Origin of the sequence: Mesorhizobium sp. M7D.F.Ca.US.005.01.1.1, from assembly GCF_003952545.1 — a bacterium.
GTDB classification, from domain to species: domain Bacteria; phylum Pseudomonadota; class Alphaproteobacteria; order Rhizobiales; family Rhizobiaceae; genus Mesorhizobium; species Mesorhizobium loti.
In genome coordinates, this window is sequence record NZ_CP034453.1 from 4966292 (window position 1) to 4989422 (window position 23131).

24 protein-coding genes, 1 other RNA gene and 1 pseudogene are annotated in these 23131 nt (G+C 63.1%); 9 read left to right on the forward strand and 17 right to left on the reverse strand.

The genetic code is table 11. The features are described 5' to 3' along the window. Positions 1 to 71: 71 nt before the first annotated feature. From EJ076_RS24090 to EJ076_RS24110, 5 genes are all read right to left on the reverse strand, one after another. Complete coding sequence (locus EJ076_RS24090) at positions 72 to 260, reverse strand: DUF2065 domain-containing protein (RefSeq protein ID WP_126069504.1); 189 nt, start codon at positions 258 to 260, stop codon at positions 72 to 74. 6 nt (positions 261 to 266) lie between these two features. Then, positions 267 to 1235, reverse strand: coding sequence for a protease modulator HflC (locus tag EJ076_RS24095; protein ID WP_109668109.1), 969 nt, complete (start codon positions 1233 to 1235; stop codon positions 267 to 269). After that, positions 1235 to 2362, reverse strand: coding sequence for an FtsH protease activity modulator HflK (gene hflK, locus EJ076_RS24100; RefSeq protein ID WP_109668111.1), 1128 nt, complete (start codon positions 2360 to 2362; stop codon positions 1235 to 1237). The genes EJ076_RS24095 and hflK overlap by 1 nt, the downstream gene beginning before the upstream one ends. A gap of 168 nt (positions 2363 to 2530) precedes the next feature. Next, positions 2531 to 3049, reverse strand: coding sequence for a dihydrofolate reductase (locus EJ076_RS24105; protein WP_109668113.1), 519 nt, complete (start codon positions 3047 to 3049; stop codon positions 2531 to 2533). Beyond that, a complete protein-coding gene (locus EJ076_RS24110; RefSeq protein ID WP_126069505.1) occupies positions 3049 to 4050 on the reverse strand; it encodes a DUF4424 domain-containing protein in 1002 nt (333 codons plus the stop codon). Before EJ076_RS24110 ends, EJ076_RS24105 begins: the two co-directional genes overlap by 1 nt. A gap of 161 nt (positions 4051 to 4211) precedes the next feature. On the opposite strand from EJ076_RS24110, the gene cobF reads away from it, so the two are divergent. Next, entirely contained in the window at positions 4212 to 4988 is a 777-nt protein-coding gene (cobF, locus tag EJ076_RS24115; protein ID WP_126069506.1) for a precorrin-6A synthase (deacetylating), read from the forward strand. A gap of 146 nt (positions 4989 to 5134) precedes the next feature. On the opposite strand, the gene EJ076_RS24120 is transcribed toward cobF, so the two are convergent. The 4 genes from EJ076_RS24120 to modA all read right to left on the reverse strand — a co-directional run bounded on the left by EJ076_RS24120 (position 5135) and on the right by modA (position 8191). Further along, positions 5135 to 5476, reverse strand: coding sequence for a winged helix-turn-helix domain-containing protein (locus tag EJ076_RS24120; RefSeq protein ID WP_109668119.1), 342 nt, complete (start codon positions 5474 to 5476; stop codon positions 5135 to 5137). 81 nt (positions 5477 to 5557) lie between these two features. Next, complete coding sequence (gene modC / locus EJ076_RS24125; protein ID WP_126069507.1) at positions 5558 to 6670, reverse strand: molybdenum ABC transporter ATP-binding protein; 1113 nt, start codon at positions 6668 to 6670, stop codon at positions 5558 to 5560. Beyond that, positions 6667 to 7371, reverse strand: a complete 705-nt coding sequence (gene modB, locus EJ076_RS24130; RefSeq protein WP_126069508.1) for a molybdate ABC transporter permease subunit — start codon at positions 7369 to 7371, stop codon at positions 6667 to 6669. Before modB ends, modC begins: the two co-directional genes overlap by 4 nt. Before the next feature lie 25 nt (positions 7372 to 7396). Next, the gene (modA, locus tag EJ076_RS24135) at positions 7397 to 8191 is read right to left on the reverse strand and encodes a molybdate ABC transporter substrate-binding protein (RefSeq protein ID WP_126069509.1); all 795 of its coding nucleotides are present in this window, start codon (positions 8189 to 8191) and stop codon (positions 7397 to 7399) included. A 159-nt stretch (positions 8192 to 8350) separates the two neighbouring features. Between modA and EJ076_RS24140 the strand changes: the two genes are divergently transcribed. Then, complete coding sequence (locus EJ076_RS24140; RefSeq protein WP_095202217.1) at positions 8351 to 8560, forward strand: molybdopterin-binding protein; 210 nt, start codon at positions 8351 to 8353, stop codon at positions 8558 to 8560. A gap of 212 nt (positions 8561 to 8772) precedes the next feature. Here EJ076_RS24140 and EJ076_RS24145 read toward each other — a convergent pair whose 3' ends face one another. Then, positions 8773 to 9567: a thymidylate synthase gene (locus EJ076_RS24145; protein ID WP_109668127.1), complete on the reverse strand. Its 795-nt coding sequence runs from the start codon at positions 9565 to 9567 to the stop codon at positions 8773 to 8775. Positions 9568 to 9741: 174 nt separating this feature from the next. Further along, positions 9742 to 10053, reverse strand: coding sequence for a DUF2853 family protein (locus EJ076_RS24150; protein ID WP_109668129.1), 312 nt, complete (start codon positions 10051 to 10053; stop codon positions 9742 to 9744). 170 nt (positions 10054 to 10223) lie between these two features. Here EJ076_RS24150 and ssrA point away from each other — a divergent pair. Both ssrA and EJ076_RS24160 read left to right on the forward strand, forming a co-directional pair. Beyond that, positions 10224 to 10583: a transfer-messenger RNA gene (ssrA, locus tag EJ076_RS24155) on the forward strand. 111 nt (positions 10584 to 10694) lie between these two features. Next, entirely contained in the window at positions 10695 to 11249 is a 555-nt protein-coding gene (locus EJ076_RS24160; protein WP_126069510.1) for an AAA family ATPase, read from the forward strand. Between the two features lie 45 nt (positions 11250 to 11294). On the opposite strand, the gene EJ076_RS24165 is transcribed toward EJ076_RS24160, so the two are convergent. Further along, a complete protein-coding gene (locus tag EJ076_RS24165) occupies positions 11295 to 12500 on the reverse strand; it encodes a multidrug effflux MFS transporter (RefSeq protein ID WP_109668133.1) in 1206 nt (401 codons plus the stop codon). Positions 12501 to 12685: 185 nt separating this feature from the next. On the opposite strand from EJ076_RS24165, the gene EJ076_RS24170 reads away from it, so the two are divergent. The 4 genes from EJ076_RS24170 to EJ076_RS24185 all read left to right on the forward strand — a co-directional run bounded on the left by EJ076_RS24170 (position 12686) and on the right by EJ076_RS24185 (position 14468). After that, the gene (locus tag EJ076_RS24170; RefSeq protein WP_126069511.1) at positions 12686 to 13375 is read left to right on the forward strand and encodes a TetR/AcrR family transcriptional regulator; all 690 of its coding nucleotides are present in this window, start codon (positions 12686 to 12688) and stop codon (positions 13373 to 13375) included. 118 nt (positions 13376 to 13493) lie between these two features. Beyond that, positions 13494 to 14033: an SspB family protein gene (locus EJ076_RS24175; protein ID WP_126069512.1), complete on the forward strand. Its 540-nt coding sequence runs from the start codon at positions 13494 to 13496 to the stop codon at positions 14031 to 14033. 16 nt (positions 14034 to 14049) lie between these two features. Further along, positions 14050 to 14247, forward strand: coding sequence for a DUF4169 family protein (locus tag EJ076_RS24180; protein ID WP_126069513.1), 198 nt, complete (start codon positions 14050 to 14052; stop codon positions 14245 to 14247). Beyond that, positions 14244 to 14468, forward strand: coding sequence for a ribbon-helix-helix domain-containing protein (locus EJ076_RS24185; RefSeq protein ID WP_109668143.1), 225 nt, complete (start codon positions 14244 to 14246; stop codon positions 14466 to 14468). Before EJ076_RS24180 ends, EJ076_RS24185 begins: the two co-directional genes overlap by 4 nt. Before the next feature lie 55 nt (positions 14469 to 14523). On the opposite strand, the gene EJ076_RS24190 is transcribed toward EJ076_RS24185, so the two are convergent. The 4 genes and pseudogenes from EJ076_RS24190 to EJ076_RS24205 all read right to left on the reverse strand — a co-directional run bounded on the left by EJ076_RS24190 (position 14524) and on the right by EJ076_RS24205 (position 18382). Continuing rightward, a complete protein-coding gene (locus EJ076_RS24190; protein ID WP_126069514.1) occupies positions 14524 to 15405 on the reverse strand; it encodes an AraC family transcriptional regulator in 882 nt (293 codons plus the stop codon). After that, positions 15402 to 16238 (reverse strand): alpha/beta hydrolase, encoded by an 837-nt coding sequence (locus EJ076_RS24195; protein WP_126069515.1) that lies wholly within the window; start codon positions 16236 to 16238, stop codon positions 15402 to 15404. Before EJ076_RS24195 ends, EJ076_RS24190 begins: the two co-directional genes overlap by 4 nt. A gap of 47 nt (positions 16239 to 16285) precedes the next feature. Further along, positions 16286 to 16384: pseudogene (locus EJ076_RS35870) on the reverse strand (AraC family transcriptional regulator); the annotation flags it as partial. Positions 16385 to 16579: 195 nt separating this feature from the next. Further along, complete coding sequence (locus EJ076_RS24205) at positions 16580 to 18382, reverse strand: chloride channel protein (RefSeq protein ID WP_126069516.1); 1803 nt, start codon at positions 18380 to 18382, stop codon at positions 16580 to 16582. Between the two features lie 156 nt (positions 18383 to 18538). Between EJ076_RS24205 and EJ076_RS24210 the strand changes: the two genes are divergently transcribed. Next, positions 18539 to 18976, forward strand: coding sequence for a helix-turn-helix domain-containing protein (locus EJ076_RS24210; protein WP_126069517.1), 438 nt, complete (start codon positions 18539 to 18541; stop codon positions 18974 to 18976). Positions 18977 to 19105: 129 nt separating this feature from the next. On the opposite strand, the gene EJ076_RS24215 is transcribed toward EJ076_RS24210, so the two are convergent. Next, positions 19106 to 23089, reverse strand: coding sequence for an AsmA family protein (locus tag EJ076_RS24215; protein WP_126069518.1), 3984 nt, complete (start codon positions 23087 to 23089; stop codon positions 19106 to 19108). Positions 23090 to 23131: the final 42 nt, after the last annotated feature.

A 23131-nucleotide genomic window follows, 5' to 3' on the forward strand; every position in this document is an offset into this window, starting at 1 on the left:
CGTTATCTCGGATCGAAGCTCGTATCCCCGGGATCGAAGCTCGTATCCGAAAACCGAAGCTCTTGCCGCCGTCATCCGCCTCGCACCAGCCAGACGATGCCGACACCGATGGCGATCGCCGCCAGCCCGGCAGTCCGGAGCGCGTTCTCGGGCAGCGACAGCACTTCGGTGGCAAGCTTCCTGGCAAGGCCGGGAAAGCCGCCATAGACCAGACCTTCTATGACAAGGACGAGGCCCATGGCGGCGAGAAAATCCTGCACCGGCCGCTACTGGCCGGTGCTTGGCTGTGCCGCCGGCGCGGCAGGTGCCGTCGCCGGAGCGGTTGGGGCCGGCGAAACCGGCTTCGCCGGCGCCTCGCTGCCGTCGGGATTGCGGAAGAAGCGGAAGAACTCCGAGTTCGGCGACAGCACCATCGTCGTTCCGGTGTTGTCCAGCGCCGTGCCATAGGCATTCATCGACCGGTAGAAGTCGAAGAAAGCCGGATCGCGCTGATACGCTCCCGCGAAGGTGGCGCTACGCTGGGCTTCGCCCTCGCCTCGCAGGATTTCCGACTCTTTCTGCGCTTCGGCGACGATCTCGACCACTTCGCGATCGGCGCGGGCCGTGATGCGCTGCGCCGCTTCGTTACCGCGTGCCCTCAGCCGCGCGGCTTCCGCCAGGCGTTCCGCCTTCATGCGGTCGAAGGTCTGCTGTGAGACCTCGGCCGTGAGATCCGTGCGGCGGATACGGACATCCTCGATCTGCAGGCCGAGCGACGTTGCGTCGGGCCTGAGCTGATCGCGAACTTCGCGCATCATCACGGCGCGCTGTTCGGAGAGTGCGGCCTCGAAATCGCGCAGACCGTAGACACGGCGCAAGGCGGCGTCGAGACGCGTCCTGAGCCGGGCTTCGGCCAATTCGATCTGACCGGACACGGCGGAGCGGAAGACCCGCGGATCCGAGATGCGATAGGCGATGAAGGCGTCAACCTCATAGAACTTGCCGCCCGACACCTGGACGCGAATGTTGTCGAGGTCGAAGCGCAGCACCCGGTTCTCGATCAGTTGCACCGTGTCGGCGTCGAAGAACGAGAACGGCGCCTTGAAGTAGATGCCGGGCTTGCTCTTGACGTCGACGATCTCGCCGAACCTGAGCACCAGTGCCTGCTGGCGCGCATTGACCACAAAGACCGACGAATAGAGCAGGAACAGGATGACGGCCGCTGCGACGACGATGATGGGAAGACGGTTGGCCATCACTGGTTACCTCCCGTAACGCCACCAGCGGCGGCTGGTGCCGGCGCTTTCGGCTGCAATGCCGGCAGCGGCAGATAGGGCACAACACCCTGCCCGTTGCCTTGCTCGACGATAACCTTGTTGGAATCCTTCAGAACCTTCTCCATGGTTTCGAGGTAGAGCCGCTTGCGTGTCACATCGGGCGCCTTGGCATACTCGTCATAGACCGAGATGAAGCGCTGCGCCTCACCCTCGGCTTCCTGCACGACCCGGTTCTTGTAGGCGGCCGCGTCTTCGCGGATCTGTGCGGCCTCGCCGCGTGCCTGGCCGAGCTTCTGGTTGGAGTACTGGTTGGCCTGCTCGACGAACTTGTCTTCGTCCTGCTCGGCGCGCTGCACCTCATCGAACGCATCGGCCACTTCGCGTGGCGGTGCCGCATCCTCGATCGAGACGGCGTTGACGTTGAGACCGGACTTGTAGCCGTCCAGCGTCGTCTGGATGATTTCACGCACCGAGGCGGCAATGCCCTGGCGGTCGTCGCGGAAGATGTCCTGCGCCGGCCGGCGGCCGACGGCTTCACGCATGGCGCTTTCGGCAACCTGCCGCAGCATGCCGTCGGGATCGGACACGTCGAACAGGTACGCGCTCGGGTCGGAGACCTGATAGGCCACCGAGAACTGGACGTTGACGATGTTCTGGTCGCCGGTAAGCATCAGCCCGGAGGTGTTGCCACTCGTCGCGCCGCCGCCGCCGATATCGACGAGCTGCTCGGAAATCTTGGCGGTTTCGACGGTTTCGAGCGGCCACCAATGGAAATGCAGGCCGGGCTGCGACAGTTCGGCCTTCGGCTTGCCGAAGCGCAGTTCGACCGCGACCTCGTCGGGCTGCACGGTGTAAACCGCCTTGAACGCCCACAGCACCACAAGTGCCGCCGCGATCAGCGCGAAAATAGCCGGGCTTGCGCCACCGCCACCCGGCAGGACGCGCCGCAGCCGGTCCTGGCCGCGGCGGATGATGTCTTCGAGATCGGGGGGCGAGCCCTGTGGGCCGCTCGGTCCCTTTGGTCCCTGCCCCCAGGGTCCCTGATTGTTGCCGCCGCCGCCGCCCCATGGGCCGCCGCCACCGCCGCTTTTATCGTTCCAGGGCATGAATGTCCTTTCGCTTGGAATTCCCTCAAGCGCCGGTATTACGGCGCAAAATCCAGTATTGTTCTTCTATAGGGACGCCACGAGGCGCTTTCAACGCGATGCGTTGCCGACTTGTCCGATTTGGTCCGGTCGCGACCCTTTGTCTTCTCTCAATGCCCTTTTTATCGTTCAATGTCTCTCGCGGCGGCGCTCGTAAACCGAATAGCGCGTCGCGTGGCTGTCCTTTTCCCCGGCTGGAACGTCCTGCGAGCTGACAACACGCCAGGAATCCGGATCGATCGGCGGGAAATGCGCATCGCCATCGACTGCTGCCAGCACATGGGTGACGTGCAGCCGGTCGGCCAACAGCAGCGCCTGGGCATAGATTTCGCCGCCGCCGATGACGCAGACCTCGTCCACACCGACCATGCAGCGCCCGCGCACCGTTGCCAGTTGGATCGCGGCTTCGAGCGAATGCGCCACCTCGACCCCTTCGGCGCGCCAGGCCTTGTCGCGGGTGACGACGATGTTCAGCCTGCCCGGCAGCGGCCGGCCGATGCCCTCATAGGTCTTGCGGCCCATGATGATGGGCTTGCCCATCGTGTCGGCCTTGAAGCGCTTGAGGTCGGTGGAGAGCCGCCAGGGCAACCCGCCGTCTCGCCCGATCACGCCGTTCTCGGCAATAGCGACGTAGATTGCGACGTGCATCAGTTGTCGTCCGTTGGATCGAGGATCAGGATGTCGATGTCGTGCTCGGGATAGAAATCATCCGCCGTCATCTCGAATGTCGTCGGCCCGACCTTTTTGACATTGTCGCCGCAGAACGAGACCAGGGCTTTCGGATTGCCCTTGTCGACCGTCAGCTTGAATTTGCCGATCGTCCCTGCCGCCCAATTGCCGCCTGTGGTCAGGATATAGGCGATGCGGCTTTCGTTATACTGCGGATAGCCGTCTGGACCATCCTTGGCCGCCTTGCGCACCGCGTTCTCGAATGTGTCGTCCATGCAGTAGCGCGTCTTGTAGGTGGCGTACTGCCCCTGGAACTTGCCGTCATAGAAAAAGCTGACCGAAGACGTGCCGCCGACGCTCGGCTTGTAGCGGTGGGAAACGCGGACGTCCTTGTTGGCCGGAAAGGTCGAACGCCACCAATAGGTCGAACGCAATTGCCAGAACGGCGTGTAGACCTTGTTCGTCTCGGTGCCGTCGCTGCCAGTGTCCTCGATGATGATGCCGCGGTTGACCCAGTCATCGGTAACCGCCTGCGGCAGCTTCGCCAGTGCCGCCTTCGCCGCATCGCCGAATGGATAGAACGGCACGTTCTGCGCTTTCAGCTCGGCGCTGACGTCGATGCCGAGCGCCAACACCTTCTGCTCGAGCTGCGGCTTTGCCGGCGCGCCATCGATCGTCACCTCGAAGCCGAGGAAATTATCGCTCTGATTTTCAGGGATCGCCGGGATTTCTTCGGGATTGCCTGAGATGTCGGGCATCGGGAAGGCGACAATGGCGTCGACATCCTTGTCTGTATTGTTGTGGAAGACGTAGTCGACCGTCACCTTTTCCGGTGAGATGAAGAGGTTCTCGCTTTGCATCGCCACGGCGTCGCTGCGCGACAGGATCAGGCCGCCGGTGCCAAGTTCGGCAACCGAATCATTGGCAAGCGCGGGCGCGGCCGACAGGGCCATCACGGCGGTCAGAACATATCGCAACATGGAAGCCCCCTCGGCTAGAATGCCCTGACGACCCTAGCCGTTTCAATGTGGCGTTTCAAAGCCCTTCCGCATCCGCGCGCACCAAAGGATCTGGACCACGCAGTCTGGACACGCAGCAGCGGTCTGGACTAACAGGTTCCGATCGGGCAGGAGTTCGCTCCATGCGCAAGCTTCTCGTCATCGGCATCGGCGCCGGCAATCCCGACCACATGACCGTTCAGGCCATATCAGGCCTGAACCAGGCGGATGTGCTGTTTATCCCCGACAAGGGGCAGAAAAAGAACGACCTTGCCGAACTGCGCCGTCATATCTGCGACCGCTTCGTCACCAACCCGAAGTCCCGCCGCGTTGAATTCGACGTGCCGGTGCGCGACCTGCCAGTAGAAGATGGGCTGGCGCCCTCCTACCGCTCGACCGTCGATGACTGGCATGAGGCCATCGCCGCGATCTACGAGGGTCTGATCCGCGACGAGATTGCGGGGGATGGCTGCGGCGCCTTCCTGATCTGGGGCGATCCTTCGCTCTACGACAGCGCCTTGCGCATCCTCGAGCGCGTGCGCCTGCGAGGCAATGTCGCGTTCGAGCTCGAGGTGATACCCGGCATCACCGCCGTCCAGGCGCTTGCCGCCAGCCACAAGATGGCGCTGAACCGCATCGGCGATTCCGTCCTCATCACCACCGGCCGCCGCCTGACCGAGGAAGGCATGCCGGACAATGCCGGCAGCGCGGTCGTCCTGCTCGACGGCAAATGCGCCTTCAACACGCTGGACGACAAGGATGTCGTCATCCACTGGGGCGCCTATCTCGGCACCCCGGACGAGATTCTCATCTCGGGCCGTCTCGGTGATATCGGCGCCGAGATTGAGAGAACCCGTGAAGAAGCCCGCCGGAAGAAGGGCTGGATCATGGACACCTATCTGCTTCGCAAACCTGAATAGGAAGGCAATAGGGGAGTAAGGCAGTAGGGCAATAGGTGAAGGATGTTTGTGCTGGAAGACAGCACACGAATGCCTGCTTACTTCCCTGCCTACTGCCCTACTGCCCTACTGCCCTACTGCCCTACTGCCCTACTGCCCCACTGCCCTCACCCCGCATCAATCTCCGCCTGCAGGGCCTCCATATGCGTCGCCGCCGCGGCAGCCGCCGCGCGCTCGATGGCGCGGAAGCGGCTGACCACTGCCAGCCCCACGGCCGTCAGTTGCGCGCCGCCGCCCTTGCGGCCACCGGTCTGCGCCGCCACCAGCGGTTTGCCGAACACCCGGTTCATGTCCTCGACCAGGTCCCAGGCATGCTTGTAGGACATCTCCATGCCGCGCGCCGCGGCCGAGATCGAGCCGAAAGTAGCTATGTGCTCCAAAAGCTCGATCTTGCCCGGTCCGATGCGCCCGTCCGGATCGAGATTTATCCGCAAGCTCAGCGACGGCATTTTTGCTCCTCCGCGGTCACGTCCGATCCCATACTAGAATCTCCTCGGCCACACCGCTATTCCAAAAAAACATAGCGCCCCTCATCCATCCGCCTCAACGGGCAGTCCGGCTCCGGTGTTGGCCCGGTCGAAGCTCACTGTCTTGACCACCGCGAAAACCTTGCCGCCGAGATGGAGCTTCAGTGTATGCCGAGACTGTTCGGTGATGCGGGCAAGCACGGTTGCGCCGTTGCAGTCGATACCGACCTCGACCGCCGGGCCCTCGCCGGGGCTTATCGCGGTAATGGTTCCCGGCAGGATGTTGAGTGCGCTGAGGCCTGTCGGTTTCTCGGTGGCGATCATCACATCGCGGGCACGGATGCGAATGCGCACCCTCGCACCTGTCGTCATCGCCAGCCGCGGCACCCGGATCTCGCCTGCGGCCGAGCCGAGCACGGTCATGCCGAACGTCTCGTCATGACGCAGCACCCTGGTGTCCAGCACGGCGCCGCCCTCGCCGCGCTCTTCCGCCGGCAACAGGTCTAGCCTTTGCATCACCGCCTCGGTCGGTCCGCCGGCGATGACATTGCCTTGCGCCAGCATCACCACGTCGCTGGCCAGCCGCGCCACCTCGGCGACGGAATGGCTGACATACACGATCGGGATTTTCGTCTCGTCGCGAAGCCGTTCGATATAGGGCAGGATTTCGGCCTTGCGCGCTTCGTCGAGCGAGGCCAGCGGTTCGTCCATGAGAAGGAGGCTGGGGCTGGCCAGCAGCGCCCGGCCGATCGCCACGCGCTGCTTCTCGCCGCCCGAGAGCTTTGCCGGTCGCCTGTTCATCAGCGGGCCGATGCCGAGCAGATCGACAACGGCATCCAGGTCAGCATAGCGCTCCGCTGGTGGCGTGAACCAACGGCCGTAACGCAGATTGCTGGCCACGCTCATATGCGGGAACAGGCGCGCATCCTGGAACACCATGCCGATGCGGCGCTTGTGCTTCGGCACGAAAATGCCGGCAGCCGTATCGACCAGCACCCGGCCGTCGACCTCGATGCGCCCCTTGTCGGGCCGGATCAGCCCGGCGATCATGTTGATCAGCGTCGTCTTGCCCGACCCCGACGGTCCGAAAAGCGCCGTCAGCCGCCCGGCGCTTTCGAACCGGGCTTCGATGGCGAAACCGCCCAGCCGATGGCTGATGTCGACGAGAACGCTCATTCGATGTCCATCCGCCGGCCGACCCGCCGCGCCAGCACTTCCGAAGCCACCAGTGCGGCCATGGAAATGACGATGGAAATCAGCGTCAGACGGAGTGCTCCTTCATCGCCACCCGGCACCTGTGTGAAGGTGTAGATCGCCGACGGCAATGTCTGCGTCTCATTGGGTATGTTGGAGACGAAGGTGATGGTCGCGCCGAACTCGCCCATCGCCTTGGCGAAGGCCAGGATGGCGCCGGCGATCAGCCCAGGCAGGATCAGCGGCAGCGTGATGGTGGCGAACACCCAGAGCGGATTGGCGCCGAGCGTTCCCGCCGCCGCCTCCATCCTGCGGTCCACCGCCTCGATCGACAGCCGGATCGCCCGCACCATCAGGGGAAAGCCCATGACGCCGCAAGCCAGCGCCGCACCCGTCCAGCGGAAGGAGAAAACAATGCCGAAATGCTCGGCCAGGAAGGCGCCGGCCGGGCCACGCCGGCCGAAGGTGAGCAGCAGCAGATAGCCGGTCACCACGGGCGGCAGGATCAGCGGCAGATGCACCAGCCCATTGAGCAGCGTCTTGCCCCAGAACTGTCCCCGGGCAAGCACCAGCGCGATCAATATGCCCGGCGGCAGGCTGGCGAGCATCGCCACCGTCGCCACCTTGATGGACAGCCGGACCGCATTCCATTCGTCGGGAGTGAGGTCCAGCAGCCAATTCATAATGCGAGATGAAGCTCCTTGGAACTCAGTTGCTCGGCGCGAGCACGGTAAAACCCTGATCCTTGAACAGCGCGGTTGCCTTGGCCGACTGCAGGCACTTCAGGAAAGCCGGCGTATCCTTGTCCTTCGAATCGGCGGTCTGGGCAACCGGATAGATGATCGGCGGATGCGAATCCTCCGGGAAGGTGCCGACCACCTTGACGCCCTTTTCGGCATGCGCGTCGGTGGCGTAGACGATGCCAAGGGCTGCTTCGCCCGTCGAAACCAGCTTCAGCGCCGCGCGCACATTCTCGGCCTGCGCCACCTTGCCCTCGACCGAGGACCAGACGCCGAGCGATTCAAGTGCAGCTTTGCCATATTTGCCGGCCGGCACTGCCTTGAAATCGCCCATGGCGAGCTTGCCGTCGCCGATCAGCTTGGCGAGGTCGAAGCCCTTCTCGATCTTGGTTTCAACCGCCGAGTCCTTCGGCGCCACCAGCACGATCTCGTTGCCGAGCAGCTTCACTTCGGTATCCGGCTTGGTCAGCTTCTTGTCGGACAGATATTTCATCCAATCGAGGTCGGCCGAGATGAAGATGTCGGCCGGTGCCCCGCCCTCGATCTGCTTGGCCAGCGCCGAGCTTGCGGCATAGGAAACGGTCGCGGCTTCGCCGACATCGGCCTCGCAGGCCTTGTTCACCGCATCCAGCGCGTCCTTGAGGCTGGCCGCGGCAAACACCACCACCTTGTCTTCCGCGTGCGCTGCCGGCACTGCCGCCATCAACGTCGCCGCAAAACCGCCAATGGCGATCGCCCTCAACCCGAAACCATTGCGCGTCATGGAAAACTCTCCCTGGTTTGAAATCCGATCGGCTCGAAGCCCGCCAACCGATATATCCGCATGAATATAACAAGGGAAGGCCCAGAGCGCCCTGAAAGCGTCTGTACGACACCGATTGTTCTGGTAAGACCGGCAAAGAAACCTTGGAAAGGAACTCCGATGAAGATCAGCGCCCGCAACATTCTCAAGGGAACGATCACCGAAATCGTCAAGGGAGCCACCACCTCGCATGTCAGGATCGACATTGGTGGCGGCGCCATCGTCACCGCCTCGATCACCAACGAGGCCGTCGCCGATCTCAAACTCGAAAAGGGCAAGCAGGCCTATGCCGTGGTCAAGGCCTCAGACGTGATGGTCGGCATAGACTGAATTGATCGCGCTCAGGGGCGCCGTGCAAACCCGCTATCGGGACCTAAGGTGTGTTGAGATTCAGGTCAGGCCGAGTCGAAAACGGTGGGTTCCGAGAACCGGAGCGGAGCGTACTTTTCGTACGTGAGCTCAGTTCTACGGCGACGCAGTAGAACGGGGAAGCGCAGGAAGCTGCCGTTTGCAGGCCGGCATCACCTGAATATCAACATACCTTAGACGGCGATCGGCGCCTTGATCGACGCGTCGGCGACGTAGTTTTCCAGCCGAAAGTCCTCGAAGCGGAAGGCGAACAGGTCCTTCACCTCCGGATTGATCCACATCGTCGGCAGCGCCCTCGGCGTGCGCCGCAGCTGTTCGCGCGCCTGCTCGAAATGGTTCGAGTAGAGATGCGCGTCACCAAGCGTGTGGACGAAATCGCCGGGCTTCAGCCCGGTCACCTGCGCCACCATCAGCGTCAGCAAGGCGTAGGAAGCGATGTTGAACGGCACGCCGAGGAAGATATCGGCCGAACGCTGGTAGAGCTGGCAGGAAAGCCGCCCTTCCGAGACATAGAACTGGAACAGGCAGTGGCAGGGCGGCAGCGCCATCGCTTCCACCTCGGCCGGATTCCACGCCGAAACGATCAGCCGCCGAGATTGAGGATTTTTGCGTATCTCCTTGAGAAGATTCGCGATCTGGTCGATCGACCCGCCATGGCCGTCCGGCCAGGAGCGCCACTGCTTGCCATAGACCGGGCCGAGATCGCCATTCTCGTCGGCCCATTCGTCCCAGATCGAAACGCCATGGTCGGTGAGATATTTGATGTTGGTGTCGCCGGCCAGGAACCACAGAAGTTCATGGATGATCGACTTGAGATGCAATTTCTTGGTGGTGGTGACTGGAAAGCCGCGCGCCAGGTCGAAACGCATCTGGTAGCCGAAGACGGAGCGCGTTCCGGTGCCGGTGCGGTCGCCGCGATCGGCGCCGTTGTCCAGCACGTGCTGCAGGAGGTCGAGATACTGGCGCATCGGTTCCGGCTCGATTCGGTTGTCCAGCCATCATAACTGACGGACAGGCAATCGAACACCACAAAGCAGCGGCAAGCCCTGCCTGAAGGCAGCCAGTCCCCAATAACGTCACCGGCTGGCGCATTGGCTGCGCCAGCCTCCGCAAATTGACGCGCGATCGTCAGCGCGCGATCGTTAGAGGGAGCCGAGCTTGCCCAGGTCCTTCGCAACCAGATAGTAGAAGGTAACCCGGCTCTTGGTGTTATCGGCCGCCATCGCCTTGCAGGTCTTTTCGATCACCGCATCGGCTTTCGCTGCGTCGCTGATGCCGAGTTTCTTGGCGACCCAGTTGTCCCTGACACGACCGAGTTCCTTTGGGTCGGTGCAGGATACCAGTGAGGAATCACGGTTCCTGAGCGCGATGCCCAGGTGCTTTACGATCTTTTCGACCGCATCCGCACTGGCGCCAGCGTCGTATTTCTTCACGTCTGCAAGATAGTCGGCCATCAAAATTCCCCTCGTCGGCGCCACGGATCCGATCGATGAGGGCTGTGGCGCGCTGCTGCAACTTGTGCGCTAGGTCGATAACTCCTCACCGTGGCAAAGCTTCGGTTGAGACCGCGCCCAAGTCAACCCTTCGGAGATGCGGTTTTGACACGGGGACAAAGTGCCAATGCGGCCTTTCATTTCTCGCGATGGCCCCCTATATTCGGTTTGTCGGCTTGACCGACTATGGCGATAAATGGGCGATGAAATAAGCCGTTCGGACCCGGGGGCGGTACCCGGCGCCTCCACCAAAAGCTGCTGTCGGCGACAGAGCGGTTTTTGATGGGGGCGAAATAGGATCGACGAAGGTGTAAAGATCGTACTTTTGCCCGGCATGGTACCACCGTCATCGGGCTAAACCTGTAGTTGCAAATGACAACTATGCGGAAGCACGTCTCGCCGCGTAAGCGGTGCGATAGCTTCAATTCAAGCCCTAGGGGTTCGCACTTCTAGGCGGGGTTCGGAGGTACCTGGCAACAGAAACCTCCACTTCTCCCCTCCTCAACATGCGCTACGCACAACGGCAGCTCCCGCTGGCCGGTCCTTCCAACGGCTATGGGCCGCGAAGGCGCACCGCCGCGTGCCCCTCTCATGGACAAAACATGCAAAACGATTCCGATCGATTCTTCGTGCTGACCGGCGGTCCCGGCTCCGGCAAGACCACCCTGATCGAAGCCCTGCGCCGGGCAGGCTTAGCCACCTCTGTCGAAGCCGGCCGCGGCATCATCCGCGACCAGTCCGACATAGGCGGACCCGCTTTGCCCTGGCGCGATCGCACGCTGTTCGCCGAACTGATGCTGTCATGGGAGATGCGCTCGTATCAGGTTGCGCGCGAACAGACCGGGCGCCCTGTCTTTTTCGACCGCGGCGTGCCGGACACGCTTGGCTATCTCAGACTGAGCGGCCTGCCGGTGCCCCAGCATGTCAGTTCTGCCGCCGAGCGCTTCCGCTACAATCCGCGCGTCTTCGTCGCCCCGCCCTGGCCGGAGATCTTCGCGCAGGATGAAGAGCGCAAGCAAACGCTTGAGGAGGCCGAGCGCACCTATCATATGCTGGTCGGCGTCTACACGGAACTGGGCTATGAACTGATCCCGCTGCCTTTGGCCCCGGTCGAGGAGCGGCTGCGCTTCGTGTTGGCCGAGACGGGATTGGCATGAAAAAAGGCCGGGTGAACCCGGCCTCTTTCATTTGTTTGTGGTTGCTTATTCCGCCGGCGCCTCGGCAGCTTCGCGCGAGCGGCCGAGCGTGACCTTGGCCAGCGTGAAGGAAATCACCGCGCACAGCGTGATGCCGGCCACCATCGGCAGCGGCGTGCCGTCGAAGAACACGCCGGCGACACCCATTGCGAGCGCGCCGATGGCGAAATGCAGCGTGCCCATCAGCGCCGAAGCCGTACCGGCGATCTCGCCATGCTCTTCCATGGCCAGCACCGAGGTGGTCGGGATGACCAGGCCGAGGAAGCCGTAGCCGACGAACAGCAGTGCCGCCATCACGTCGAGCCGGTCGATGCCGGTCGCCATCACCGCAAACAGCACCACCATCGTCGTGGCATAGCCGGTCACCGCGACGCGCACCACGCGCCGCAGCCCGAACCGCTCGGCCAGCAGTCCCGTCATCTGCGACATGCCGATGAAGGCGACCGCATTGATCGAGAAGAACACGCTGTAGACCGAAGGCGACAGGCCGTAGTGGTCGATCAGGATGAACGACGAGCTCGACAGATAGACGAAGAAGCTCGCAATGCCGAAGCCGGCGATAGCCGTCAGGCCGAGGAAGTTACGGTCGCCCATCAGGAAGCGGTAGGCCGACAGCGCGGTGCCGAAGGAGGAGCCGGCGCGGTCTTCCACCGGCCGCGTCTCCTTGAGCGAGGTCGCCAGAAGGATGGTGGCCAGCAGAGCAGCGCCAGTCACCGTCCAGAACACGGCGCGCCAGCCGAAATTCTCGATGATCACGCTGCCGGTCAGCGGCGCCAGGATCGGCGACACCGAAAACACCAGCATCAGAAGGGACATAAGCTTGGCGGCCTCGTTGCCGGTGTGCAGGTCGCGCACGATGGCGCGTGGAACGGCCATGCCGGCGCTGGCGCCAAGCCCCTGCAGGAAGCGGAAAGCGATCAGCCATTCGATGGTCGGCGCCATTGCCGAACCGATACCGCCGACCATGAACAGCGCAAGGCCGCCATAGAGCGGCAGCTTGCGGCCGACCATGTCGGAGATCGGCCCGACGACGATCTGGCCAAAACCCATCGACAGGAAGAAGATCAACAGGCTCATCTGCACTGCGGCGGTGCCGGCGTGCAGATCGGCGCCGATCGACGGCAGTGCGGGCAGATACATGTCGATGGCGAACGGGCCGATGGCGGACAACAGGCCGAGCACGACCGCAATGCGGAGGAATTTGGGACTCATGATAAAGGCTTCTTTCAAATCTGGTTGCCGCCGCCAGGCGACGTCTAACCTAGGACGTTCCATCCCATGAGATCCCGACACCCCAAAAGCGAATTTCCATTCGTCTCGTCGTGAAATCTCTTTATCTTCTGTCCACAAATTTAGACACCCTTGTCTAATTCGTCAATCACCTCTATATATATTTTATGAAGCTGCACGTTTCTCCTGACACCTTCCCGCCACGCGGCCATGAGGCCAAGCGCCTGTCGATCGTCGATTCCGCCGCCACCGTGTTTTGCCGCGAAGGTTTCGCCGGCGCCAACATCGATCTGATCGCCGCCGAAGCCGGCGTCTCGCGCCAGACCATCTACAACCATCACGGCGACAAGGAGAAATTGTTCGTTGCTGTGGTCCGCGACCTCACCGAACGCTGCAATGCCGGCATCTTCGCCACCATTGCCACCTTCCCCGATCTGCCGGGGGATCTCGAAGCCGATCTGATCGGCTTTGCCGTGCGCTTGAACCGGAATTGCATCTGCAACCGCGATGGAAAATTCCTGCGCAAGCTGATCCAGACCGAAGGCGAGCGCTATCCCGAACTGTTTGCCGAATGGCGCGAACAGGGGCCGGGCAGGACATGGCCGGCAATCGCTGCCCGCTTTGCCCGCCTCGCTTATGGCGGTTACCTCGCGATCGACGACCCCGACGTGGCGGCACGCCAGTTCCTTGGTCTCGTCAATGCCGAACTGCAGACGACCTTCATGCTTGGCGGCTCGCCGCGCGAGGACGAGGTGCTGCAATCAGCTACCAATGGCGTGCGCACCTTCCTGCGCGCCTTCGGCAAGCGCCGCTCCGCGACATCGGTTGAAAAGCAAAGCGCGCTCGCCAGCGCCTGAGCGATCAAATCGTCGGCAATAGTCCTCATCTCGGTGCGGCGGCGGTCTATATCAGGTTTACGCCGCCCTCAAGCTTGATTACAGCTATGCGGACGATTCAACGGAACCCGACCGCCACATGGCCGACGACCACATCCGCTACGACATTCTGGCCCAGGAGGCGTTGCGCGGCGTCATGCGCAAGGTCCTGGCCGAGGTCGCGCGCACCGGCCTCCCCGGCAACCATCACTTCTTCATCACCTTCCTGACCGGTGCGCCGGGCGTGCGCGTGTCGTCGCGGCTGCGCGAGCGCTATCCCGAGCAGATGACCATCGTCATCCAGTTCCAGTATTGGGACCTGAAGGTGACCGACACCGGCTTCGAGGTCGGCCTGTCCTTCTCCGACGTACCGGAGAAACTCGAAATCCCGTTCTCCGCCGTACGCGGCTTCTATGATCCCTCGGTCAATTTCGAGCTCGAATTCGACGTCAAGACGGACGGAGCAGCCGAGGAACCAGCCGCTCAAGCTACGCCCGAGCCGTTGACCCTCGTCTCCGAGAAAAAGCCGAAGGCCGAGAAGAAGGCCGCCGCCGAGGCGGAGAAGAAGCAGCCTGCAGCGGCGGACGCCGCCACCAAGGGCGCCGAAGTGGTCTCGCTCGACGCCTTCCGCAAGAAATAGGCCTGCGGTTCACACCATGGCCGACATCGTCAACCTCCGCCAGGCCCGTAAGCAGAAGGCGCGGGACGAAAAGGTGCGCGACGCCGAACAGAATCGCGCGCTGCACGGCCGCTCCAAGGCAGAGAAGCAACGCGACCGCCTGGTCGCCGACAACAGCGAAAAATTCGTTGCCGGGCATCGTCGTGAAAAGCCCGGCGACCCTGACCGTCAATGAGCGCGGTCGAAAAGCGCTCGGTGACCATTCGCGGTCACCGCACCAGCTACTCGCTCGAAAAACCCTTCTATGACGACCTCGTCGCGATCGCGGCCGCGCGGCAATTGACGCTCGCCGCTCTTGTCGCCGAAGTCGACGAGACACGACCTCGCGACACCAACCTGTCCTCGGCGTTGAGGCTCCATGTCCTCGATTGGGCGAAGCGCGGAACGCATCTTTAGATAGCGACCTGTCCGTTTCTCGCGATCGGATGGGACAGGCCGCCGTCGGAGGGCGCTATTTCAGCGGCAAATACAGTTCCGCGACCGCCTCATGCTCCGGCACTTCCGCGAAGAAGCCCAGCCGCTGGCAATAGATCGGAAAGTCGCGTGCTTCCTCGCCGCTGGCCGGAAGCCAGTCGCGATAAAGGTAGAGCGCGGCGGGCTCCAGATTGTCGGTGTTGCCGACGACGCGCAGCACCGCGCAGCGTCCGCCAGGGATCTCGCCGGCTTTGATCTGCTCGCCGTTCGCCTCGATCGGTTGGTCGGTCCCGACACAAAGGTCCACGCTATAATCGGCAGGCGACGCAGGACGCCGCTCGGAACGCCAGACATTGAAGGTCGGACTTGTCTTGGGCGACAGGCCAGCGGCCTTGCGCCACGCGATGAACCGCTGGATGGTGGCGCCGAGCGTCGCCGGGTCGCCCCGATGCTCCATGATCGCCACCGGCGTCGGGGCCACATCGCGAATCGTCACGTCGTTAGTGGCAAAAGTCTTCTGCATGAGCTTGCTCCTGGCGTTGTCGAGAGGCCCGAAGGCCGCAAGCCACGGCTCCCAGTCGGGAGACTTCCGGAACGACGAAGGCGATTGTCCGAACCGTTGCCGAAAGGCGCGGGCGAAGGCATCCGGCGCCTCGTAACCCACATCCATCGCTATGTCCGTGACGCTTTGGGCATCTCTGTAGGCCAGCCGGTGCGAAGCGCGCTTCATACGGGCAAGCTGGACATAGCGATGCACGGATAACCCGAAGGTCGCCTTAAACTGCCGGTGGAAATGAAACTTCGAGAAGGCCGCAACACCGCTCAGCGTTTCCAGGTCGAGATCACTGCCAGGATGCCGGTCGATGTAGTCCAGCACCCGCTGCATCCGGGCATGGTGGTTTTGAAGCGCAGCCTTCATCGTCCCTCCTCTGTGGCGGCTCCTGCTGATTGTTCGGCCGCTGACTGCAACTTGCTGACCGGCTCATCAAGGAATCGCAGGGCTGTTGAGGTGAAGGGAACGCTGGGATCATAAATGGGAGCGTGCTCGCCACCAGGAATAATCCATAACGCGGCATCGGGAATAGAACGGTAGAGGCTCACAGGAATTTCAACGGGGAAAAAGCGGTCGCGATCACCGTGCACAACAAGCGTTCGAGCTGCAATGGTTGAGAGATCTTGTTCGGTGAAATTCATGTCATCATGGTTTTCGCCCAGCGCGTTGAACTGTGCGATGAGTTGACTGATCTGTTCGTCACCGCGCTTTGCGCACTCCCGATACATTTCCTGAACCTGTTGCGGCATGACGCCGAACGAAGCTCTGCGCATGATAACCCTTGCCTGATCTGGGAAATGGGTCGTCGCACTAATCAATACCATTGAGTCGATGCTGTTGGGTTGGCGCGTTGCCATATGCAGCAGCGTCATCCCGCCAGAACTGATGCCCATAGCTGAGAAGTGGCCAACCCCCAGCTTTTCAAGCAAGAGGAACACGTCACTGGCCGCTTCCCGATGTGTGAACTTGTTCTCGGGATTGGTGGAGTGACCATGGCCTCGCAGATCCACGACGATCAGTCGATGGCGCTCAGAAAGCTTGGCGGTAAAGGGAAGCCAGTTCTGTCCACAACCGCCAAATCCATGCAAAAGCACCAGAGGCTTTCCGACTCCGTACTGCTCGTAGTACATCTCAATGTCGTTGATCTGAACGGTATGCCCGCGAGTGGTTGTCTGTTTGGGAGCGTACGTCGTTGTCATGGGTGTCTCTTAAATACGCGATAAGATGAACAGCGGCCTACAGGCCCATGGAAATGAAACTTCGAAAAGGCCGCAACACCGATCACCGGTTCCAGGTCCAGATTTCTGTCAAGATGCCGGTCGATGTGGCCGAGCATCCGCCGCATCAGGGCATGGTGGTTTGAAGCGCCGCCTTCATCGTCCCTCCTCGGTGGCGGCTCCAACTAGTCGCTCATGGCCACAACGTGCTCGACCGATCTTGCGGTTTTGTCTCGGGCCGCGGAACATCGCCAAGGATCAGGCACGCCCAGTTTATGGATGAGCGGCGAAAAGAGGGCGTTTGCGGCTGGTGAGTCTACAGCCTAAAGGCCCTCGACCATTTCTGCCTTTTTCCTGCGTCTGGTGCCGAAGCCAAGCAAGGTCGAACGCTCGCGCTCCTCGGCCTGCTTCCTCGACCGCACGCGCATCAGATCCTTCCAGCCGACATAGCCGACCAGTTGCGAGCCTTCACGGGTGACGACGGGCAGATGGGAGACGTTGGCCATCAGCAGTTTGTCGGAAAGGCCTTCGAGATACTCATCCGGATAGGCGAGCGTCACCTTGCTCCCGGCCAGCAACGCGCCAAGCGTCGTGGTGCGGTGGGTGCCGGCACGGCGCCAGCGCAGGATCGCCGGCGGATCGATGAGGCCGAGCACGTGCCTGTTTTCATCGACCACCGGAAAGCTCGGATGCCGTGTCTCCGGTGCGGTCAGGAAGGCTGCTGCGCCATGCAGCGTCATCGTCGCTGGCACGCTTTCGACCTTAGAAGTCATCACCTCGCGCACCCTGGTCAGGGCGAAAGGGTCGACACGGTATTCGCGCACGAGGTGGTGCCCTCGCCTGGCGATCTTCTCGGTCAGGATCGAACGCTTCATCATGAGCACAGTGACGGCGTGCGCCGCCGCGCAGGCCGCGATCAGCGGCACCAGCACATGGGTGTTGCCGGTCAACTCGACCGCGAAGAAAGTGGCCGTCAGTGGCGCCCGCATCGTGCCGCCCATGGTGGCGGCCATGGCCAGCAACGCCCAGAAACCCGGATCCGCGGCAGGCAGAACGCCGGCGAGCACCGCCCCCATCGCCCCGCCCATCATCAACAGCGGCGCCAGCACGCCTCCGGATGTCCCCGAACCGAGCGCAACCGACCAGATGATGGCTTTGACCACAAGCAGGATGAGTGCGGCGGTGGCAAGCGTGCGGCCATCCAGCATGTTGGCGATGTTGTCATAGCCGACGCCGAGCGCCTGCGGTTCGATCAGCCCGCCAATGCCGACCACCAGGCCGCCAAGCATCGGCCACCACATCCAGTGGATGGGCAGCTTCTGAAAGCCGTCCTCGCAGGCATAGACCATTTGCGTCAAAAGCCCCGACAGCAGGCCGGCGCAGATACCAACCAGAACCCAGCCGCCAAGCCCAGTGAACGAAACCGCCATGCCGCCCTGGAACGGGAAGATCGGTCCGGGCAGATGGAGCATGGTGCGCTCGACCTCGGCGATAACAGCCGCGACCGCCACCGGAATGAAAGAGCGCGGCGTCCATTCGAAAAGCAGCAGTTCGACCGCCAGCATGATGGCCGCGATCGGTGTTCCGAAGACCGTCGTCATGCCCGCCGCCGCACCCGCCACCAGCAGCGTCTTGCGTTCGGTGTCGCTGACCGGCAGCATCTGCGCGATCAGCGAGCCGATGGCGCCGCCTGTCATGATGATCGGGCCTTCCGCGCCGAAGGGTCCGCCGGAGCCGATCGAGATTGCCGACGACAGCGGCTTCAGGATCGCCACCTTGGCGTCGAGTTTTGAGCGTCCCAGCAGGATCGCCTCGATGGCCTCGGGAATGCCGTGGCCGCGGATCTTCTCGCTGCCGAAGCGCGCCATCAGGCCGATGATCAGCGCACCGATCACCGGCACGATGACGGCGGCAAGCCCTAGCGGCGTGTCCTCGAGTTTCAGATCGGCGAGCGAGAACTGGCCGAAATAGGCGATGTTGGTGGCAAGCCGGATCAGCTTCAACAGCGCGATGCCGGCAAACAGCCCGGCAGTCGCCACCACCACCGCAATGGCGGCAACGAGCAGCACTCTGGCATCCGTGGTGAAATCACGCAGATGCTCCGGGTTCGAGTGATGGGTCTTCATGGCAGTTCGCTTCCTGGCGGCGGGCCGTCTGTCGGATATGCGGCAAGGTCGAAGCGGCCAGCCGGGCTTGTCGATGGCTATGTATCGTAACACGATATAAATATTCAAGCCGGTTTTGCTCGAAATCCGTTTGAGCTTTCGTCGGAAAACGAACAAATGTCCGGTATGTCGCAGCCACAAAAACCACGTCCCGCCATCAGCCAGGCTGACTACCAACGGCTGTCGGAGTTTCGCTACCTGATCCGCCGCTTCCTAGAATTCAGCCAGGTCCAGGCGGAAGACGCCGGCCTGACCCCGCGCCAGCATCAGGCGCTGCTGGCAATCAAGGGATTCCCGGGCGGCGGCCCGGTGACGGTTGGCGACCTCGCGGAACGCCTGCGCATCCGCCACCACAGCGCCGTCGAACTGGTCAACCGCCTCAGCGAGGCAGGACTGGTCGCAAGGGACCAGGACAAGGACGACCATCGCCGCGTGCTGCTGCAGTTGACCGAGCGCGCCGACGATTGTCTGGCCGAGCTGTCGGCGGCGCATCTCGACGAACTGTCACGCATCGAACCGATGCTGCGGCGGCTGCTCGATCGGGATGGCGGATAGCATCAACGCTCCAGGTGTCGTTCCCGACAGCGGGGCGGCATTCTGACTATCGGTATTTTGCGCCCGGCAGCGCGGAACTGTTCATTCTCTGGACCGGCTGTCCTTTCGAATCGCGCAGAAAGCTCCGGCCTACTGCAGCGACTTCAGCAGATTGTCGAGCGTGAACGGATTGGACTTCGGCTTGGCCGGCGGCGGGTTGTCGTTGGCCTCCGGCAGCGGCGCACGCTCCATCTTCGGAGCCTGCTGCGCGGCCTTGCGCTCAGCCTCGAGCTTTGCCTTATCCTGCGAGGCAATGCGCATCGCCTCTTCCGCCTTCTGCCGCTCCTGCTCGTCGGCCTGTGCCTTGGCCGCTTCGTCGGCGGCCTGCTGTTCGGCAGCGGCCTTGGCGTCCGCATCCGCCTTGGCTTTGGCATCCGCGTCAGCCTTGGCTTTCGCCTCCGCTTCGGCCTGAGCTTTGGCGTCGGCTTCAGCTTTCGCCTGGGCGTCCGCTTCGGCCTTGGCCTTGGCGTCAGCCTCGGCTTTCAGCCGGGCTGCTTCCTCCTGTTTGCGCAATTCCTCGGCGGCGTTGTCCCGTTCGGTCTGCAGCGCCGCGTAATAGCGCACCTCGCGCCGCAGCCGCTGCTTCTCGAGCAGAGCTGCCTGCATCGCCTCGACGCGCTGCTGCTCCTTCTCCAGCGCGCGCTGCGTCAGGAACTGTGCCAGCGGCTCGCTGTCGAACTGCCGCTTCACGGCGCCGAACGGCCCCTCGGCGGTGAAGTTCACGACCGGTTCGGAGCCGACCTGGGCCTCGTCGCCTGGCCGATAGGTGATCGCCCCTTTGGCCGACACCATGGCTGTGTTGAGATCAGCTGTAATGTCAGCGGACAAGGTCGCAGCCGGATTGTCGAGGCTGATGGGCGGCGCCCTCAGCATGCCGCCGGCAACCGTGAAGGCGATGTCGGTGTCCTTGGCGGCGAGACTGCCATCGGCGGCGATGTCAGGCGCGAAGCCGGCGGTCTTGGCCGCATCGATGTCACGCCCGATCGCATCCGCCTTGGCAAGGAACGCGGGGAACGCATCGGGATTGACGCCGGCGACCTGCAAGCTCTTCAGCGTCGCCGTACCGGACCCGGACAAGGCGGCCACCATACCTCCAACCGATTTGCCGCTGCTTGACAGCGCGGTCGAGAAATCGCCGATGCCGCTGATGCCTGCATCCGGCAGCACGGTCGCCAGATCGGCGCCAGCCAGTTTCATCTGGCCGGTGAAAAGTCCTGTGCCGTCATTGTTCTTCAGCTCGAACAGGCCTGTCAGCGCCCCGCCCAGCAATTTCGCCTTCAGATCCGAAACGCGGATGCCTTCCTGGTCGAGCTTGAGCGAAAAGGCGGCATCATAGGCGGTGGCGAACCGGCCGGCGGCGAGCGCTGCCGTCGTCAGGTCGAGGTCGGCGGTGAACGGCAGGCTGGATTTCTGGCTGAACGGTGTGGCCGGCCACACCCCGCTCTTATCGGCCACTTGCTTGTCGGCCCCCTCCTGGTCGACAAGAAAGGCGGAATCGCCGAACAGTGCCACTGCCATCGGATCGAGGTCGAGTTCGTCGAGCACCAGAGCACCGGCCAGATGTGGCACGCCGGCCTTGCCGTCGACCCCCTCCTTCACATCGACATTGACGTCGCCGGACACCGCCGCTTCGTTGATGGCGCCGTTGAGTTCGTCCAGCACCAGCAGACCGTTGCCATAGTCGCCCTGTGCGGCGAGCGACGTCGACATGCCGGCTCCCATGCCCGGCAGGCCGATGCCTGATGTCATCAGCCATGGCTCGATGTCGGCGGCGTCGAGGCTGAGCTTGCCCTTGGCGGTGAGGCCCTGCGACGTATCGGCGATCGTGCCTTCGAAAGCGGCCTTGAAGTCGTCGCCGGCAAGGCTGAAACTCGTCGCCATGCCGCCGCCAAGCGTGCCCTTGGCCTGAATGTCCGTGCTTGCCTCGCCCAGCATGCCGAGCGGCAGCGCCGGCAGGCCGTAAAGAGCCAGCAGCGCGGTGGCATCAGGGTTTTTGGCGTTGAAGGTCAGCGCCACCGGCGCTTCGAGAAGCTTGTCCACCGCCCCCTTTCCCGACAGTGATGCGGAAAAGGCCGAGCCGCCGGCCTTGCCTTGCCCGCTCACCGCCAGGCCCGTGGTGCCGTCGCCATTGTCGGCCGCACTCGCCACCAGGTCGACGCGCGCATCCTGGAACAGCTCGGGATAGGCGGCGGCGCGGCTCGCCAGTCCCTTGAGCACGGCACTGTCGGGATAATGCTGGGCGGCGACGTCGATCAGCGGCTTCAGGTCGACGGCAACCACCGATGCATCGAGCTTGCCGGTCGGGCTTGCCGGGAAATCCTTGATCCTGCCGGTGGCGCTGATCGAGGCACCGGCCAACCCGCCCACCGACAGCCGGTCGATTTCGAGCAGTCCGTCGCGCAGCCTCAGTGCGGTATCGACCGTGTCGGCGGTCAGCCCGCCGGCGTTGACCGGCCCTGCCTTGATCTGGAAATCGAGGTCGCGGTCGGCAAAGCGGTTGGCGCCCTTGTCACTGACGAAGATCGAGGCAAAGGCCGCCAGTCCGTCCACATCGAGTTCGCCGCCTTCGAGCCGCATCAGCACCGAAGGCTTGGCGTCGTCGGGCTGGCTGGAATCGATGCGGCCGGAAAACTTCGCCTTGCCCAGGATCAGTTCGAGATCGCTGAAGGCCTGACGCTTCTCCGAGAGCTCGACCTTGGCCTTGAAGCCGGCGGCGGGCAAACGGCGGATCGCCTCGTCGACATCCTTCGACAGCCAGGCGGCAAAGCCTGAGGGTTGCGCCACGGCCAGCAGCAACGAGCCGTTGAAGCCGAAATGGCCCTCCACGTTGAGCAGGAGCATGCCATCGGCTTCCAGCGTGGTGCGGCCGGGCAAGGTCGCGGCAAGCGATTTCACCGACCAGCCGCCATCGACCGGCTCGGCGGAAAGATGAACGTCGCGCACCGTGGTGTCGCCGGCCACCACCGCTGGCAGCTTGACCTCGACGGTGCCGGGGATGGTCGGCTTCGGCAGGTCGAGAAGCGCCTGCTCAAATGCCGCGATGCGCTGATCCAGTGTCAGGCCGGCGCCGGCCTCGGCGCCCACCGCCTCGTCGAACTGCACCTGCGCGCCAGTGGCCTCGATGGCGAAGCTCGGCTTCAGCCCGAGATCGACCGAGGCCTTGCCGTCGGCGGTGTAGGGGTTGTCGAGCGGCCCGGTCTCGAAGCGGAATTCGTCGACGCCCAACTTCTGGTGGTCGAGGGAAAACTTGCCGTTCAGCCGAAAGCCCGGATCGGGCTTGCCGGCCGAGACCTTCACCGTCTCGCCATCGGTGCCGCGCAGCTCGGCGCTGTTCTTGTCGGCACCGGAGATCTTGAACTGGCCGGAGTAGACGGCGGCCCCATTGACGATGCCCGCATTGCCGTCGGTCTCGATGACCAGCGGATAGGCGTCCGGATCGGCTTTCAGCCGCAGCCGCATCTGCCCGGTGCCTTCGGCCTTGCCCGTGGACGCCGCGATCGTGGCGCGCAACCCGTCCAGCCGCAGCGTGCCGTCCATGCGCCACGGGCCGGCCAGGGACTTGGCCGAGATGGTCGAATTGATCTCGGAAAACAGGTGGCTGCGGCCGCCGGCGGCATGGCGCAGTTCGATCTGCCCTTCCGTCACCGTCAGCTTCTCGATCGAGATCTGGTTGAGGTCGAAGGGCGAGGACGGCCGCATCGCCCAGTCGACCGTGCCGTCATTGGCAATATCGATGGTCGCTTTCGGCCGCACCAGTCGCATGTCGAAGATCAGCACTTCGCCACGCAGGAAGGGCGCCAGTTCCGCATCCATCGAAAACGTTTCGACGGTCATGGCTGGCTGGCCATTGGGGCCGCCGGCAACGGCAACATTCGAGAAGGTCACCGAGGGGAACGGCAGCAGCCTTGCCGTGGCGTCACCCCGCACGGTCACCTTGCGGCCGAGAATGGCGCTCGCCTCGCGCTCGAATTCGGCGCGGTAGCCGGTCCAGTCGACAAAATACGGCACCACCAGCGCCGCACACAGCACCAGCACAAAAAGACCACCGAAGATCACGAACAGGCGTGCGAGCATCAGCTCCGAACGGGTTGATTGAAATTCAGCCGCACTCTACCC